Origin of the sequence: Parasutterella muris, assembly GCF_009767915.1 — a bacterium.
GTDB classification, from domain to species: Bacteria; Pseudomonadota; Gammaproteobacteria; order Burkholderiales; family Burkholderiaceae_F; genus Parasutterella; species Parasutterella muris.
On sequence record NZ_WSRP01000008.1, the window covers coordinates 1 to 14655 of the forward strand.

Consider the following 14655-nt stretch of genomic DNA (forward strand, 5'->3'; position numbering starts at 1 on the left):
GAAAAAATTTCGAATTTATCGTTGAATATTCAGAAGGTTAAAGAAGCTTATTGATACATTTTTCTGGAAAAGTCGGGGGCGATGGTCATGGGCGGCACGATTGTCGCGACAGTTATGGGCGTACCGCTGGGTACCAGACTCGGACAAATTGTCGGGTGGCAGGGCGCGTTCTTTATCATCGGTCTGGCTGCGGCTGTGATCTGGCTTGTGATTTACTTTGTGCTGCCCGTTTGCGAAAGCAACCGGGCCGGTTCTCTCAAGAGCCTTCCGGATCTTCTCCGCAGGCCTGCTCTGGTACAGCTGTATCTGCTGACACTGGTGGTCATTCTCGGTCAGTTTACGGTTTACTCCTATATCAGCCCGATTCTCACGACGGTCACCGGTATGGCTGAATCTGAGACGGTTACGGTCCTTTTCGTATTCGGTATTTCGGGGATTATCGGGACGATTTTGAGCACCCGGTCGCTGGATAAGCATTACTCTATGGCGCTTCTTGTGCCGCTGATCCTCTTGACGCTGTGTCTGGGGTTCTTTGTCCTTTCGATGCGGCAGACATGGACGATGTATGTATTGGTTGTCGTTTGGGGCGCCTGTATCAGTGCGGTGGGCATGGCCTTTCAGACGCTGCTTCTGAACACCGCGCGAGACGCGGCTGACGTTGCTACATCCATGTTTTCAGGGATCTTCAATATTGGCATTGGCGGCGGCGCGTTTATCGGAAGCAAGGTTTCCGTGGCTTTGGGTTTTGCAGCGGTTCCTTATGTGGGTGCGGGTCTCGTCGGAGTCTGCGCACTTGCATGCAGCCTGATTTTCTGTTTTACCGGTTCAGCGGTATTGGGCGTAAAACATCGTTCATAAAAATAGAAAACCGCCCCAAAAGCGGCGGTTTTCTCAAAGTTAAGCAGGCGGGAGCAGAGCTCCCGCTTTTGTTTACTACTCGTGCTTGTGTTCGTTGCGCAAGCGGATGTGCAGTTCGCGCAGCTGTTTTTCGTCCACAGGAGACGGGGCCTGTGTCAGCAGGCACTGTGCTCTCTGAGTCTTCGGGAACGCGATTACGTCACGGATCGAGTCTGCTCCGGTCATCATCGTTACGATACGATCGAGACCGAATGCGATACCGCCGTGCGGAGGCGCACCAAACTGGAGGACGTCAAGCAGGAAGCCGAACTTCTGACGAGCTTCTTCTGGACCGATCTTGAGCGCGGAGAAGACCTTGCTCTGAACGTCGGCCTTGTGAATACGGATAGAGCCGCCGCCGATTTCCCAGCCGTTCAGCACCATGTCGTAGGCTTTGGCGTAGCAGTTTTCGGGATCGCTTTCGAGTTTGTCCTCGTCGCCGTCCTTCGGACTGGTGAAGGGGTGGTGGCAGGCGACCCAGCGTTCTTCCTCTTCGTCATATTCGAACATCGGGAATTCAACAACCCAGAGAGGCTTCCAGCCTTCTTCGAACAGGCCGTGTGACTTGCCGAATTCGCTGTGGCCGACTTTCAGGCGAAGTGCGCCGAGAGAGTCGAAAACAATCTTCTTGCGGTCAGCGCCGAAGAAGATAACGTCGCCGTCCTGAGCGCTGGTTCTTTCGATGATGGCCTGGAGGATTTCGTCGGAAATATTCTTGACGATCGGGCTCTGAAGACCTTCACGTCCGGCTTTAACGTCATTGACTTTGATATAGGCGAGGCCTTTGGCACCGTAGATCTTGACAAACTCGGTGTAGCTGTCGATTTCGCTGCGGGGCATGGAAGCGCCGTGCGGAACGCGAAGGGCTATGACACGGCCGTCACGAAGTTCTGTAGCGGACTTAAAGACCTTGAAGTCAACATTGGTCATCAGGTCGGTCAGTTCGGTCAGCTTCATCTTGACGCGAAGGTCGGGCTTGTCCGAACCGTAGTTGTTCATTGCGTCGTTATAAAGCATGACGGGGAACGGATTGACCAGGTCAACATTAATCGTTTCCTTGAACACGTGACGGATCAGGTTTTCCATGATGTCACGGATTTCGAGTTCGTTAAGGAAGCTGGTTTCGATATCGACCTGTGTGAATTCAGGCTGACGGTCTGCTCTGAGGTCTTCGTCGCGGAAGCATTTAACGATCTGATAGTAGCGATCGAAGCCGGCGCACATCAGCATCTGTTTAAAGAGCTGAGGAGACTGCGGAAGAGCATAGAACTGGCCGTCATGAACACGGGAAGGGACGAGGTAGTCTCGAGCGCCTTCCGGAGTGCTCTTTGTCAGCATCGGAGTTTCGATATCGATGAAGCCGAGTTCGTCAAGGTGACGACGGAAGGCCATAGCGGCCTTGTAGCGAAGCTTCATGTTGCGCTGCATCGGCAGGCGGCGAAGGTCGAGAACTCGGTATGTGAGACGAGTGGTTTCCGAAAGATTTTCATCGTCAAGCAGGAAGGGCGGAGGAGCGGAAGGATTGAGAATCTTCAGATCCTGAGCCAGAACTTCAACGGCGCCGGAAATGAGGTTTTCATTTCTGGTTCCTTCGGGGCGTGCGCGGACCAAACCGGTCACTTCAAGAACAAATTCGTTGCGGACTTTGTCGGCTGTTTCAAAAACTTCGGGTCGATCAGGGTCGCAAACGATCTGAACGAGACCTTCGCGGTCACGGAGGTCGATAAAGATAACTCCGCCGTGATCGCGGCGTCGGTGCGCCCAGCCGTAGAGGGTAACAGTCTGACCGATATATTTGTCGTCAATCAGACCGGAATATTGTGTACGCATTCAAAAACTCCGATAACTCAGGCATCACAGAGATGCCTAAAATGGTGATTGGTTAATTTTAAACAATGTGATTAGGAATATACGAAACCGGTGCAGGAAGATTCTTAAAGTGCCGAAGGCGGGGCCTTAGGAAGATTTCTTTCCGCTGCTGTCGTCGCGTGCGTGCGAGGCTGGAAGTGCGGCAGAGGAGCCCCCTTTAAAGTCGGTTGCATACCAGCCTTTGCCTCTGAGCTCAAAGCCCGGAGCGGAGAGCTGTTTGACCAGGGTTTCTTTTCCGCAGTTAGGGCAGTGGGTCAGAGGAGCGTCAGAGTATTTCTGAAGAGCGTCCTTTGTGTAACCGCAATTAGAACATTTATATGAATAAATAGGCATTTTTTGCTCGAACTGTCTCGTTACTAATTCGAATCGATCATTATGGCACATTCCGAGTAAAAGACGGTTTTGTATGACATAAAAACGGCCGGAACTCCTGTTCCGGCCGTTGCTGTCAGATTAGAAGCAGAAGCCGAGGTTATTCATCGTCATCTTTACGCTGATAGTTCGCGGCGAGCTCCATTTGGCGCTGCATCGGAACAGGAGCGTAGCCCGCGAGTTCCATAGAGTAGCTTCCCGCGCCCTGAGTAATGGCGTTCAGACGCGCAGCGTAGCCGTCGAGCTCGGAGAGAGGAGCGGTACCGGAGATAAGCATCATGCCGCCCGCTAGGTTGGCTGTGCCGGTCACCTGACCGCGTCTGCTGGAGAGGTCGCCGGTGATATCGCCCATGCAGGTGTCGGGCGCGACGATTTCGATTTCAACGATCGGTTCAAGCACAGTCGGTTTTGCCTTGGAGAGCGCATCGAGCATGGCTTTTCTGCCTGCTGAAACGAACGCGACTTCCTTAGAGTCAACCGGATGGCTCTTACCGTCATAAACAACGACGCGAACGTCATGGATCGGGTAGCCTGCGACGAAGCCGGTTGAAAGCGCATCTCTGACGCCCTTTTCCACAGCCGGGATAAAGTTGTAGGGGATAGCGCCGCCTTTAACTTCGTCGACAAACTCGAATCCTGTGCCTCTTTCTTTCGGTTCGATGCGCAGATAAACTTCACCGAACTGGCCGGCACCGCCGGTCTGTTTCTTATGTCTGGCGTGACCTTCCGCATTGGCAGAAATCGTTTCGCGATACGGAATTCTCGGAGTGCGTGTGTTGACTTCGAGTTTGAACTGAGCAGCCACTCTTTCAAGAACGCTGCGCAGATGCTGAGCGCTTAAACCGCGAAGCACGGTTTCGTTCAGCGTCGTATCGTGTTCAAGTTCAAGTGTCGGATCTTCGGACAGGAGCTTATTCAGGATGTCGGACAAGCGGCCTTCGTCTCCGCGGCGTGCCGGAGAGATCGCCAGACCGAACATGGGTTTCGGGAAGCTCAGCGGCTTCATGCGAATGTTGTCGTGTTCATGAGAGGCGTGCAGAACGCTGTCAAACACCAGTTCTTCAATCTTTGAAACGACGCCGATATCACCCGGTACCAATTCACGGACTTCGGTTGTTTCTTTGCCCTGAAGAATCATAGGATGACTGATCTTGATCGCTTTTTTGTTGTCGTTGACAAACAGCTGGTCATCGCGGTGCAGGGTACCCTGATGAATGCGGAAGACGCCGACCTTGCCGATGTACGGGTCATTAACGACTTTGAAGATATGAGCGACAAGCGGCAGTTCCGGATCAGCGGTAATGTTGACGTCGTTGCCTTCTTCGTCGGTAAAGAGCGGAGCGTTGGATTCAGAGGGGTTCGGCAGATGGCGGACCATCACATTGATCAGATCGTCGACGCCGGCGCCGGTTTTGCCGGAAACGAAGCAGATCGGGATGATGTGGCCTTCACGCAGGGCCTGAGTGAGCGGACCGTGCAGCGTGGAAGGATCGGCAGAGCCCTCTTCGAGGTAGCGCTCCATCGCTTCGTCGTCCACTTCAACGACCTGTTCTACGAAAGCGCGGTGAACTTCTTCGACGCTCAGAAAATCGGCTTCACCGTGATCTTTAGCAAAGCAGTCGATGACTCGGGAGCCGTTGTTTGCGGGAAGGTTAATCGGCATTACTTCATTACCGAAAGCCTCTTTGAGCTCTTCGATCAGTTTTGGCAGGTCCAGATGTTCGGCGTCGATCTTGTTGACAATGATCATGCGGTTTAACTTGCGTTCTTTAGCCCAGTCCATCATTCGGCGTGTCATCAGCTGAATTCCGGCGGTCGCGTCGACAACGACAGCCGCGGTCTTAACCGCGTCAAGTGCGCCGAGAGCCTGTCCGACAAAGTCCGGGTATCCCGGGGTATCGATCATGTGCACGCGAACTTCGGTGCCGTCAACATTGTCCCATTCAAAATGCGTACAGGCAGCGCGCAGAGAGTGCTGCACAGCCTTTTCAAGCGGATCAGAGTCGCAGACGGTGGTGCCGCGTTCGACAGAACCGCAGGTGATGATCATGCCAGCTTTAGCAAGAATCCCTTCAGCGAGAGTGGTCTTGCCGCACCCTCCATGTCCAACTAACGCAACGGTTCGGAGATTTTCTGTTTTAAAAATAGGCATGATGCTCTAATCCTTTCCTCGTGATTGATAAAGTATTTCTGATTGTGAAACATTCATCCCGCTTTGTCGAGATGCTTTTATGGTAAAAAAACAAATTATTTAATTGTTTCTGCCTGACGGACGCCGGGCGTATACCCTGTGAGGAATGGACATGGAATTTCAGTCATATTGTTCCGAGTGCACCAAAGAAGAATTTGAACTCTTTGAACCGGCGATCGAGCACTTAATTTCGCTCGCAAACTCAGAGATCCTTCCGAGATTTCTCTCCGGAACGCGAGTCTTTGACAAAAAAGACCATACGCCGGTGACCGAAGCGGATAAAGGGGCAGAGCGCATCATGCGCGAGTGGATTGAAAAAGAGTTCCCCGAGCACGGCATTTTCGGAGAGGAATACGGCATTAGAGAGGCGAGAGCTCTGCAGTATCCCAAATACCGCTGGATTCTTGATCCGATTGACGGAACGCGCGCGTTTATCACCAACGCATTTCATTTCGGTACCTTGATCGCCGTCGAGAAGGACAGCGGCGAAGGGTTCCGCCCGATGATCGGAGTGATTTCGCACCCGCACGTCGGCGTTTGGCTGATGGGAGACGGAAAGAAGACAGAGCTTCATCTTCGCGACGGATCCGTGCGTGAGGAGCACGTTCGCGACACAGAGCGGTTCGAAGACGCGACGCTTCTTGTGACTTCTCACTGGACAACTCCGGAACAGAAAGGCGGCCATCAGCTTCAGGAACTGGTTGATAAAGCCAAGCTTTACCGCACCTGGGGCGACTGCTTCGGATATTTCTCTGTAGCGACGGGAGGAGCCGACATCATGATCGACCCGGATCTCAACTATTGGGATGTGGCAGCGCTTGTACCGGTTATTGAAGGTGCGGGCGGAGCGCTGGTCAGCACAAATGGCGGAAACCCGCTGAAAGAGTTATCCGCGGTCGCTTCTAATAAACATCTGCTGCCTAAGGTTCTGCAGGTCCTGGAAAAAGATCGCTAGCTACTTAATTTATTGAAAGTTGTTTCGAGATTAGAGCGCAGGAAACACTCGTTTTCAAATATAAATATTTTGTAATTTGCAAATAATTCTTTTCTGAGAAACTAACTTACAGGACATCTCTGAAAAGAAAAATATGAAATCCACCGCCTCTATTCTCGCAACAGCCGTGGTCCTGACGACGCTGACGGGCTGCGTCACGACACCGGACTTTCAGATGACGGAAGAGCAGAAAAATGTGATTCCGCAGCGCTGGCTGGGACCTAGTGTTCAATGTCAGGAATCAATCAACAACTTAGCCGAGTGGTGGGCCACCTGGTCCGATCCCGAGATCGCTCTTTTAGTGGAGAAATCCCAGAGCGCCAATACGGATATTCGAGTCGCCCGGGAGAATCTCAGACAGGCCGATGCCGCGATGACGATCGCTAACGCCGGGATGTTTCCTCAGGCCGACGGTGAATTTCGCGGCGGAAGAAGCCATTTTGGCGGAACCGGCTCGAACTCTTTTCAGATAGGGCTGAATCTCAGCTTAACGCTTGACGCCGGCGGCCGCTATGCCGCTGCGCAGGCCGCTTTCTCCGATTATCTCTACAGTAAGGCTTCCTTAGGTCAGGTGCAGACTGCGATTGCCGCCCGTGTGGCTCAGGCTTATATCAGCCTGCGTCTGGCTCAAAGAAGAGTATCCGTTGCCGAGCAGAACCTGAAAACCCAGCAGGAAGCATACGATTTGGCAAATTGGCGCTACAAAGCGGGACTGGTTTCCTCCACGGACGTCGATCAGGCGATCACTTCGCTTGAGCAGACAAAAGCGTCGATTCCCGTATACGCGGCTCAGGTTCATCAATACCGCAATCTTCTTGCGGTGCTCACCAGCAGCCGTCCCGATGAAGTCGGGCTGCATCAGGTAAAAGAGATTCCTCAGCCGCCGAAAAATCTTGCGCTGTCGATTCCCGGAGAAGTGCTTCGCAATCGTCCGGATGTGAGGGCGTCGGAAGCTCAGGTGATGTCGGCGATGGCGCGCGTGACACAGGCTCGCTCGGCACTTTTCCCGAGCCTTACGATCAGCGGTTCATTCGGCTTTTCCGCTTCGACCTTTGGCGCCTTGGGGGACGCCGGAACACAGTCCTCTTCAGGTTTCGGCACGCTGAACATTCCGATCTTCCATGCCGGCTCACTTCTCGCTCAGCTCGAGCAGCGCAATTCTCAGCTTGAATCGGCTCGTATTAACTACGAGGCGAGCCTTTTAAAGGGCGTTCAGGAAGTGGAAGACGCGCTCAATACCATTTGGGCGCAGCAGCTCAGAGAGAAATCACTTCGGGAAGCGGAACGCTCGGCAAGAAGCGCGGCGATTTCCGCTCAGCAGGATTACAACGCCGGGCTGCAGGACTTCACAGTGGTTCTAACGACTCAGCGCACCCTGCTGACGGTTCAGGAAGCGCTTGCGAGCGTGGAAGCAGAAATTTCAAACGGTTATGTCGCTCTATACAAAGCAGTTGGCGGCGGTTGGCCTGTTCCTCAGGAGTTCAAAGAAAATGACAAATAAAACTGACAGCAAAAAGACGTTGGACGCGGATACACAGGCTCTTCTCGGAGAGAAACAGCCTCGTCCTTTCTATAAACGGGCATCTTTTTGGACCGCGGCGGCTGTGATAGGCATCTGCTGCTATGGCGGCTACTATCTTTACGGCTCGCGTTCCGATTCGAAGGTCTCTTTTGTGACCGCGCCGATGGGAAAGGGCGGTCTGCGTGTGGACGTCACGGCAAATGGAACACTGAATCCGATCAGAACGGTTTCCCTTGGCAGCGAACTCTCCGGCATCGTCCGTAAAGTTAACGTGGATGTGAATGATCCGGTCAAAAAAGGGCAGATTCTTATTGAGCTTGACGACACTAAGCTGTCTGCTTCTGTCGAGCGCGCCAAGGCGACGCTGCAGCTCTCTAAAGCGAGCTTGGCTGAAGCCGAGGCGACTTTGAAGGAAGCAAAGGCGAAACTTGCCAGACTTCAGGAAGTGCGTCGTCTGTCGGGAGGCAAGAGCCCGAGTAAGACGGAACTTGACGCTCAGGAGGCTTTAGTGGCAAAGAGCGCGGCCTCAGTGGACAGCGCTAAAGCGAAAATCACGGACAGCGAAGAGGCACTCAAATCCGCTGAGTCCGACTTATCGAAAACGAAGATCGTTTCTCCGATCGACGGAGTCGTGCTCGCGCGTTCCGTGGAACCCGGTTATGCCGTTGCGGCGACTTTGCAGGCGGTTGAACTGCTGAAATTGGCCACAGACCTAAAGAGTTTGGAGCTGCGCATTAACGTGGACGAAGCGGATGTCGGTGCGGTCAAACCCGGACAGAAATCCAGTTTCACGGTGAGCGCGTATCCGGATCGAAAGTTTCCGGCTGAACTGAAGAAGGTTGCGTACGGTTCGACGCAAACGGACAACGTCATCACATATGTCACGTATTTGGAAGTGAACAATCCCGACATGCTTCTGCTGCCGGGAATGACAGCGACAGCGAGCATTCGGACTGTGTCTTTGAAAGACGCTACATTAGTGCCCAATACCGCGCTTCGCTTCCAGCCCTCCGAAGCGACTGAAAAGAAAGAAAGCGCAATGGGGATGTTCGGCCCTCCGATGCGCCGCTCGTCAGCACAGAAGAGTTCCGGAACCGTGCTGAGTCCGAGCGCAGGTCAGAAAAAAGCGACGGTATACGTACTGCGTGAGGGCAAAGCCGCGCCTGTGGAGATTACGGTTGGTTATTCAGACGGCAAGAGAACACAGGTGGTTGACGGCCCTCTGAAAGCCGGAGACGAGGTCATAGTAGATCAAAGACGCGGAGCCAAATAATGTCTGAAGAACGCCCCTTAGTTGAGCTGATCGGTATCGGTAAGCGCTACGGAAGCGGGGAAACAGCTTTTGACGCGCTGCATGATATTAATCTCAAGATTTCTCACGGCGAGTTTCTCGCCATTATGGGTCCGAGCGGGAGCGGGAAATCGACCTGCATGAATCTGATCGGCGCATTGGATACCCCGACGCGCGGCCAGTATCTCTTTGAAGGACATCACGTCGAACATTTCACAAGGGATCAGCGGGCGCTGCTTCGCAGAAAGTATCTCGGGTTTGTCTTCCAAGGATTCAATCTTTTGGCAAGAACGAGCGCGCTTGAAAATGTGGAACTTCCCCTGCTGTACCGCGGAGAGAATAAAAAAGTCCGACGCGATTTGGCGCTCGCAGCGCTCGATAAGGTCGGGCTCTGCAAATGGAAGGATCACACGCCCGCAGAACTTTCCGGCGGTCAGCAACAGCGTGTGGCCATCGCGCGAGCGATTGTGACGCATCCGAAGCTGCTTCTTGCGGACGAACCGACCGGAAGCTTGGATTCGCATCGCTCTGTGGAGATCATGGAACTGCTCCAGAAACTCAATGAAGACGAAGGCATTACGGTCGCATTAGTGACGCACGAACCGGATATGGCGGCATACGCGCGCAGAACGGTCCGTTTCGTGGATGGGAATGTAGAGTCTGACTCGCAGGAGGTGAAAGTATGATCGGCAACGCTTTGCTTTTGGCGCTCCGCCAGATTTTCAGAAATCCGATGCGTTCCATTCTTACGGTTCTCGGTATTGTTATCGGCGTGGCCGCGGTGATCACGATGGTGACGATCGGCAACGGCGCGACGCAGCAGGTTAGAGATCAGATTGCGTCCTTGGGTTCTGACAGTCTTATGATTCGTCCGGGTCAGAGGCTCGGGCCCGGTCAGTCAGTCGGCGCCCCTTCCTTTAAAGAGTCGGATGCGGAAGCGCTTGCGACGCAGATCGCCGGTATTAAAGCAGTGGCCCCTTCCCGCACATCAACTCAGGTGGTCGTTGCCAACGGTAAGAACTGGTCTACGTCGGTAATCGGCTCAACCAATGAATACTTTCCCATCAGCAGTCTAACGGTTCAGGAAGGACGAGAGTTTGAGCCTTCCGAACTTCGCGCGGGCAGCGCTGTCTGCGTGATCGGTCAAACGGTACGCAAAGAGCTGTTTGGCGACGTGGATCCTCTCGGTCAGCTTTTGCGTATTAAAGGTTTTTCCTGTCAGATCATCGGCCTGCTTGAACCGAAAGGACAGTCGGGCATGGGGATGGACAAGGACGACGTTGTGATTATTCCGCTCAACACGTTTCAGCGCAGGCTGAGCGGCAATGTCCGAGTTCCTCTGATTACGGTCGCGGTGGAAGCGGGCAGTGATATCGAACGTGTCAAGGAGAGCGCAAGGCTGCTTCTGCGCGAAAGACGGTCTCTTTCCAAAGGAGAAATGGACAATTTCAATATTTTGGATACGTCTGAGCTGATTGAGACGATTTCCAAGACCAGTCAGGTTATGACTATGCTCTTGGGTGCCGTGGCGGCGGTCAGTCTGCTTGTCGGCGGCATCGGCATTATGAACATCATGCTCGTGAGCGTCACGGAGCGTACCCGCGAGATCGGCGTTCGCCTGGCAATCGGGGCGCTTGAGCGTGAAGTGCTGCTGCAGTTTTTGATCGAATCGGTCATGCTGGCCTGTTTCGGCGGTCTGCTTGGGGTCGCGTTGGCGCTTGGCGCCTCGCTTCTTCTGACACACATCATGAACGTGCCCTTTATTTTCAGTCCGTCCATCAACATTCTTGCCTTCGGGTTTGCCGCGTGCATTGGTATTGTTTTCGGCTACTTCCCGGCCAGACGGGCGGCCAAGCTTGATCCGATTGAGGCGGTACGCCACGAATAACAAAACGTCGGGCATTGAGCCCGACGCCTGAGAAAAAATCTGAACCGCCTTGGAAAATAAGCGACGCTTATTCGAGGCGGTTTTATTCTTATTAGAACGGAACGTCGTCGTCCAGATCGTCCATTTCCGCCGGTCTGCCGATAGGTGCGGCGGGCGCGGAGGGGGCAGAAGGAGCAGAGGGTGCGCTCTGACGGGGCGTGCGCGGGCTTTCGAATTCATCAGCGGAAGAGGGACGGCCTCTCGAGTAAGAAGAATCGGAACTGGCAGGGGCGCCTTTGTAGGCGGAGACGCTTTCGAATTCTCCGGAAGGTTCACTCTGAGCATTTCTGGAGCCAAGAAGCTGAAGAGAATCAGCAATGATTTCCGTCGAATAATGCGTCTGACCTTCTTTCTCCCAGCGGCGGGTACGCAGTCTTCCTTCGATGTAGGCCTGAGAGCCTTTGCGCAGGTACTGCTGTGCGATTTCAGCCTGACGGCCGAATAAAACAACGCGGTGCCATTCAACTTCTTCGTTTCTTCCGCCGTCCTGAGAACGTCTGTAGGTCGTCGTTGCCAACGCAAGCGTTGTAATTTGGAGCGAGTTGTCTGTGGTGTAGCGGGTTTCCGGATCTCTTCCGAGGTTCCCGATCAATATGACTTTGTTGACTGATGCCATTTCGTTTCCTTAGCGCATTAATTTTTTCATTCTACCGAAGTACAAACCGATACGCTGAAATTGCTTTGTGCTCGCTTCCGTACTGTTTCTGAAGGATTTTCAAAAGATATGTAATATGTCGGTACAAATATTGGGGTCGCGTATGTCTGATATTCGAATTCGCGGTGCAAGGACTCATAATCTGAAAAATATCGATCTTGATCTGCCCCGCGGGAAACTGATTGTGCTGACCGGAGTGTCCGGCTCCGGAAAGAGTTCCCTTGCGTTTGACACTTTATACGCAGAGGGTCAGAGAAGCTATGTTCAGAGTTTGTCGTCCTACGCGCGTCAGTTCCTTGAACTGATGGAAAAACCCGATGTTGATCTGATTGAAGGTCTTTCTCCGGCGATCGCTATTGAGCAAAAAGGGACGAACAGCAACCCGCGCTCTACCGTCGGCACCAACACGGAAATCTATGACTATCTGCGGCTGCTCTTTGCTCGGATCGGCACTCCGTACTGTCCTCATCATCATATCGCGCTCAAGGCACTGACCGTCTCCGAAATCGCGGACAAAATTCTGCTTCGAGGTCAGGATAAGCGCATGATGATCATTGCACCGATCGATCGGAGCACCAAACGGCCCTCGGTCGAAATTCTGGAAGATCTGCAGGCTCGGGGTTTTACGCGTTTTCGTATCGGCGGAGAAATTTATACGATTGATGAGCTTCCGGAGCTCTCGGAAAATCATTCGGATATTGACGTTGTGATGGATCGTCTCAGAGTGCGTTCTGACTCGAGGCAGCGAATTGCCGAAGCGGCGGAAAGCGCGCTGAAGCTTTCCGGCGGGAAAGTTATTGCGCTTGATATGGAAGAGGCGAGCGAAGAGATCTACTCGGATCGGTTCGCCTGCCCCTACTGCGGCTACTCTGTTCCGGTGATGGAGCCCAAGCTCTTCTCGTTCAACAGCCCGAACGGAAGCTGTCCGACCTGCTCCGGTCTCGGAGAGATCGAAGACTGGGACCCAGCGAAAGTTGTTTCCTCGGATGATCTTTCTCTTGCGGCCGGAGCGATTGAAGATTGGGACCCGGTTCATCGCTATAACTACGAAATGCTGGAAGATGTTTCCCGCGCGCTCGGTTTTTCTTTGTCGACGCCTTGGAAGGATCTTGATCAATTGATACAGCGTCAGATTCTTTGGGGTACGCATGCCCCGGTGAAACTCAGATTCATCAGCGGGAAAGGGGAAGTTTTTGAAAGCAGTGATCGTCCCTTTGAAGGCATTATTCCGCTGACCGCCCGCCGCTACGAGCAGACGGATGTCCCTGCGGTTAAGAGTGAGCTCGGAAAATGGCGTTCCATGTGTGTATGTCCCGCCTGTAAGGGTGCGCGCCTCTGCGAAGCCGCAAGAAACACCTATATCGGAGAAGACGGGCAGAAGAAGACGGTGCAGGACGTCTCGTCAATGCCCTTGAACAAAGCGAAAGAGTATTTTGAGCATTTGAGTCTGAGCGGAGCGAAACAGGAAATCGGTACAAAGCTCATTGAAGAAATCGTGCTGAGGCTTAAGTTTCTCGAAGATGTCGGTCTCTCATACCTTACGCTCGGTCGCAGAGCCGATACGCTCTCCGGCGGAGAGGCGCAGAGGATTCGACTGGCGGGCCAGATCGGATCGAGACTGACCGGCGTGATGTATGTTCTCGATGAGCCCTCGATCGGCCTTCATCAGTGTGATAACGAGAAGCTGATACGAACGCTGCATGCGCTCAGAGATCTCGGAAATACAGTTATTGTCGTCGAGCATGACGAAGATACGATTCGCCAAGCCGATTATGTTGTCGATATGGGACCGGGTGCGGGCGTTGGCGGAGGCCGAGTTATTTCTCAGGGGACTCCTGAGGAGATTACGGCCGATCCGGCTTCTCTGACGGGGCAGTATCTAAGCGGTCGGCTTAAGGTTGGGATTCCGGAAAAACGGCTGGAGCCGGACGGTCGTTTCCTAAAGTTCTGCGGCTGCAGCGGACACAATCTGAAGAATATTGATGTGTCGATTCCGGTCGGGCTGATGACGGTCGTGACAGGCGTCTCCGGTTCGGGCAAATCCACCTTGGTGAATGAAACGATATATGCGGCGGCCGCAAAAAAACTGAATCGGGCTAACACGACGCCTGAGCCGTATCAGTCAGTGCAGGGGCTGGAATTTTTTGACAAGGTCATCGCGGTGGACCAAAGCCCGATAGGGAAAACTCCGCGTTCGAACTCTGCGACCTATGCCGGACTTTTCACTGCGATTCGTGAATTATTCGCGGAAACGCCTCTGGCCAAGGAACGGGGATACGGTCCCGGGCGCTTCTCTTTCAATGTGAAGGGCGGCCGCTGTGAGGCCTGCGAGGGGGACGGACTGGTTCGCGTGGAGATGAATTTCCTCCCGGATATGTATGTTCCATGTGACGTTTGCGGCGGCAGCCGCTACAATCGAGAAACATTAGAAATTGAATACAAAGGTCTGAGCATCTCCGACGTGCTGGAACTGACGGTGGATGAGGCTTTGAATGTGTTTGAAAATATTCCTGCGGTCGCTAAGAAGCTTCAGGTGCTTTCCGATGTGGGGCTGGGATACATCAAACTCGGTCAGAGTGCCGTTACTCTTTCGGGAGGCGAAGCGCAGCGGGTCAAGCTTGCGCATGAGCTTTCGAAGAAGGGGACGGGGCGAACTTTGTACGTTTTAGATGAACCGACGACGGGGCTTCATTTTCATGATGTCTCGATGCTTTTATCGGTTCTTGAGCGAATTAAAGACGCAGGGAACACGCTTCTGATTATTGAACATAATCTTGACGTGATTCGTGCGGCTGATTGGATTATAGATATCGGCCCGGAAGGCGGAGATGCCGGAGGGATGATTGTTGCGGAGGGCACGCCGGAGCATATAAGAGGAATCCCCTCTAGTAAAACCGGTACATATTTAGGAAACTTAAAGAAAAATTAGAGGTTCCC

Annotated in this window: 11 protein-coding genes; 7 read left to right on the forward strand and 4 right to left on the reverse strand. The window is 53.3% G+C overall.

Annotation, left to right across the window (positions count from 1 at the left end; genetic code table 11):
- Nucleotides 1–87: 87 nt before the first annotated feature.
- Nucleotides 88–858 carry an MFS transporter gene (locus tag E5987_RS03490; RefSeq protein WP_237178714.1) on the forward strand — a complete coding sequence of 257 codons (771 nt, stop codon included), beginning with the start codon at nucleotides 88–90 and terminating at the stop codon, nucleotides 856–858.
- 75 nt (nucleotides 859–933) lie between these two features.
- Here E5987_RS03490 and aspS read toward each other — a convergent pair whose 3' ends face one another.
- From aspS to fusA, 3 genes are all read right to left on the reverse strand, one after another.
- The gene (aspS, locus tag E5987_RS03495; RefSeq protein WP_160334705.1) at nucleotides 934–2727 is read right to left on the reverse strand and encodes an aspartate--tRNA ligase; all 1794 of its coding nucleotides are present in this window, start codon (nucleotides 2725–2727) and stop codon (nucleotides 934–936) included.
- 126 nt (nucleotides 2728–2853) lie between these two features.
- Complete coding sequence (locus E5987_RS03500; RefSeq protein WP_160334706.1) at nucleotides 2854–3099, reverse strand: FmdB family zinc ribbon protein; 246 nt, start codon at nucleotides 3097–3099, stop codon at nucleotides 2854–2856.
- 139 nt (nucleotides 3100–3238) lie between these two features.
- The gene (gene fusA, locus E5987_RS03505) at nucleotides 3239–5290 is read right to left on the reverse strand and encodes an elongation factor G (protein WP_160334707.1); all 2052 of its coding nucleotides are present in this window, start codon (nucleotides 5288–5290) and stop codon (nucleotides 3239–3241) included.
- Nucleotides 5291–5441: 151 nt separating this feature from the next.
- On the opposite strand from fusA, the gene E5987_RS03510 reads away from it, so the two are divergent.
- The 5 genes from E5987_RS03510 to E5987_RS03530 all read left to right on the forward strand — a co-directional run bounded on the left by E5987_RS03510 (nucleotide 5442) and on the right by E5987_RS03530 (nucleotide 11024).
- Complete coding sequence (locus E5987_RS03510) at nucleotides 5442–6284, forward strand: inositol monophosphatase family protein (protein ID WP_237178715.1); 843 nt, start codon at nucleotides 5442–5444, stop codon at nucleotides 6282–6284.
- Between the two features lie 133 nt (nucleotides 6285–6417).
- Nucleotides 6418–7824, forward strand: a complete 1407-nt coding sequence (locus tag E5987_RS03515; RefSeq protein ID WP_160334709.1) for an efflux transporter outer membrane subunit — start codon at nucleotides 6418–6420, stop codon at nucleotides 7822–7824.
- Entirely contained in the window at nucleotides 7814–9118 is a 1305-nt protein-coding gene (locus E5987_RS03520; protein ID WP_160334710.1) for an efflux RND transporter periplasmic adaptor subunit, read from the forward strand. The genes E5987_RS03515 and E5987_RS03520 overlap by 11 nt, the downstream gene beginning before the upstream one ends.
- Nucleotides 9118–9822, forward strand: coding sequence for an ABC transporter ATP-binding protein (locus E5987_RS03525; RefSeq protein ID WP_160334711.1), 705 nt, complete (start codon nucleotides 9118–9120; stop codon nucleotides 9820–9822). Before E5987_RS03520 ends, E5987_RS03525 begins: the two co-directional genes overlap by 1 nt.
- Nucleotides 9819–11024, forward strand: coding sequence for an ABC transporter permease (locus E5987_RS03530; protein ID WP_160334712.1), 1206 nt, complete (start codon nucleotides 9819–9821; stop codon nucleotides 11022–11024). Before E5987_RS03525 ends, E5987_RS03530 begins: the two co-directional genes overlap by 4 nt.
- A gap of 91 nt (nucleotides 11025–11115) precedes the next feature.
- Here the strand turns inward: E5987_RS03530 and E5987_RS03535 are convergent, their stop codons facing one another.
- Complete coding sequence (locus tag E5987_RS03535) at nucleotides 11116–11679, reverse strand: single-stranded DNA-binding protein (RefSeq protein WP_160334713.1); 564 nt, start codon at nucleotides 11677–11679, stop codon at nucleotides 11116–11118.
- Between the two features lie 142 nt (nucleotides 11680–11821).
- Between E5987_RS03535 and uvrA the strand changes: the two genes are divergently transcribed.
- Nucleotides 11822–14647, forward strand: a complete 2826-nt coding sequence (gene uvrA / locus E5987_RS03540; protein WP_160334714.1) for an excinuclease ABC subunit UvrA — start codon at nucleotides 11822–11824, stop codon at nucleotides 14645–14647.
- The last annotated feature ends 8 nt before the right edge of the window (nucleotides 14648–14655 follow it).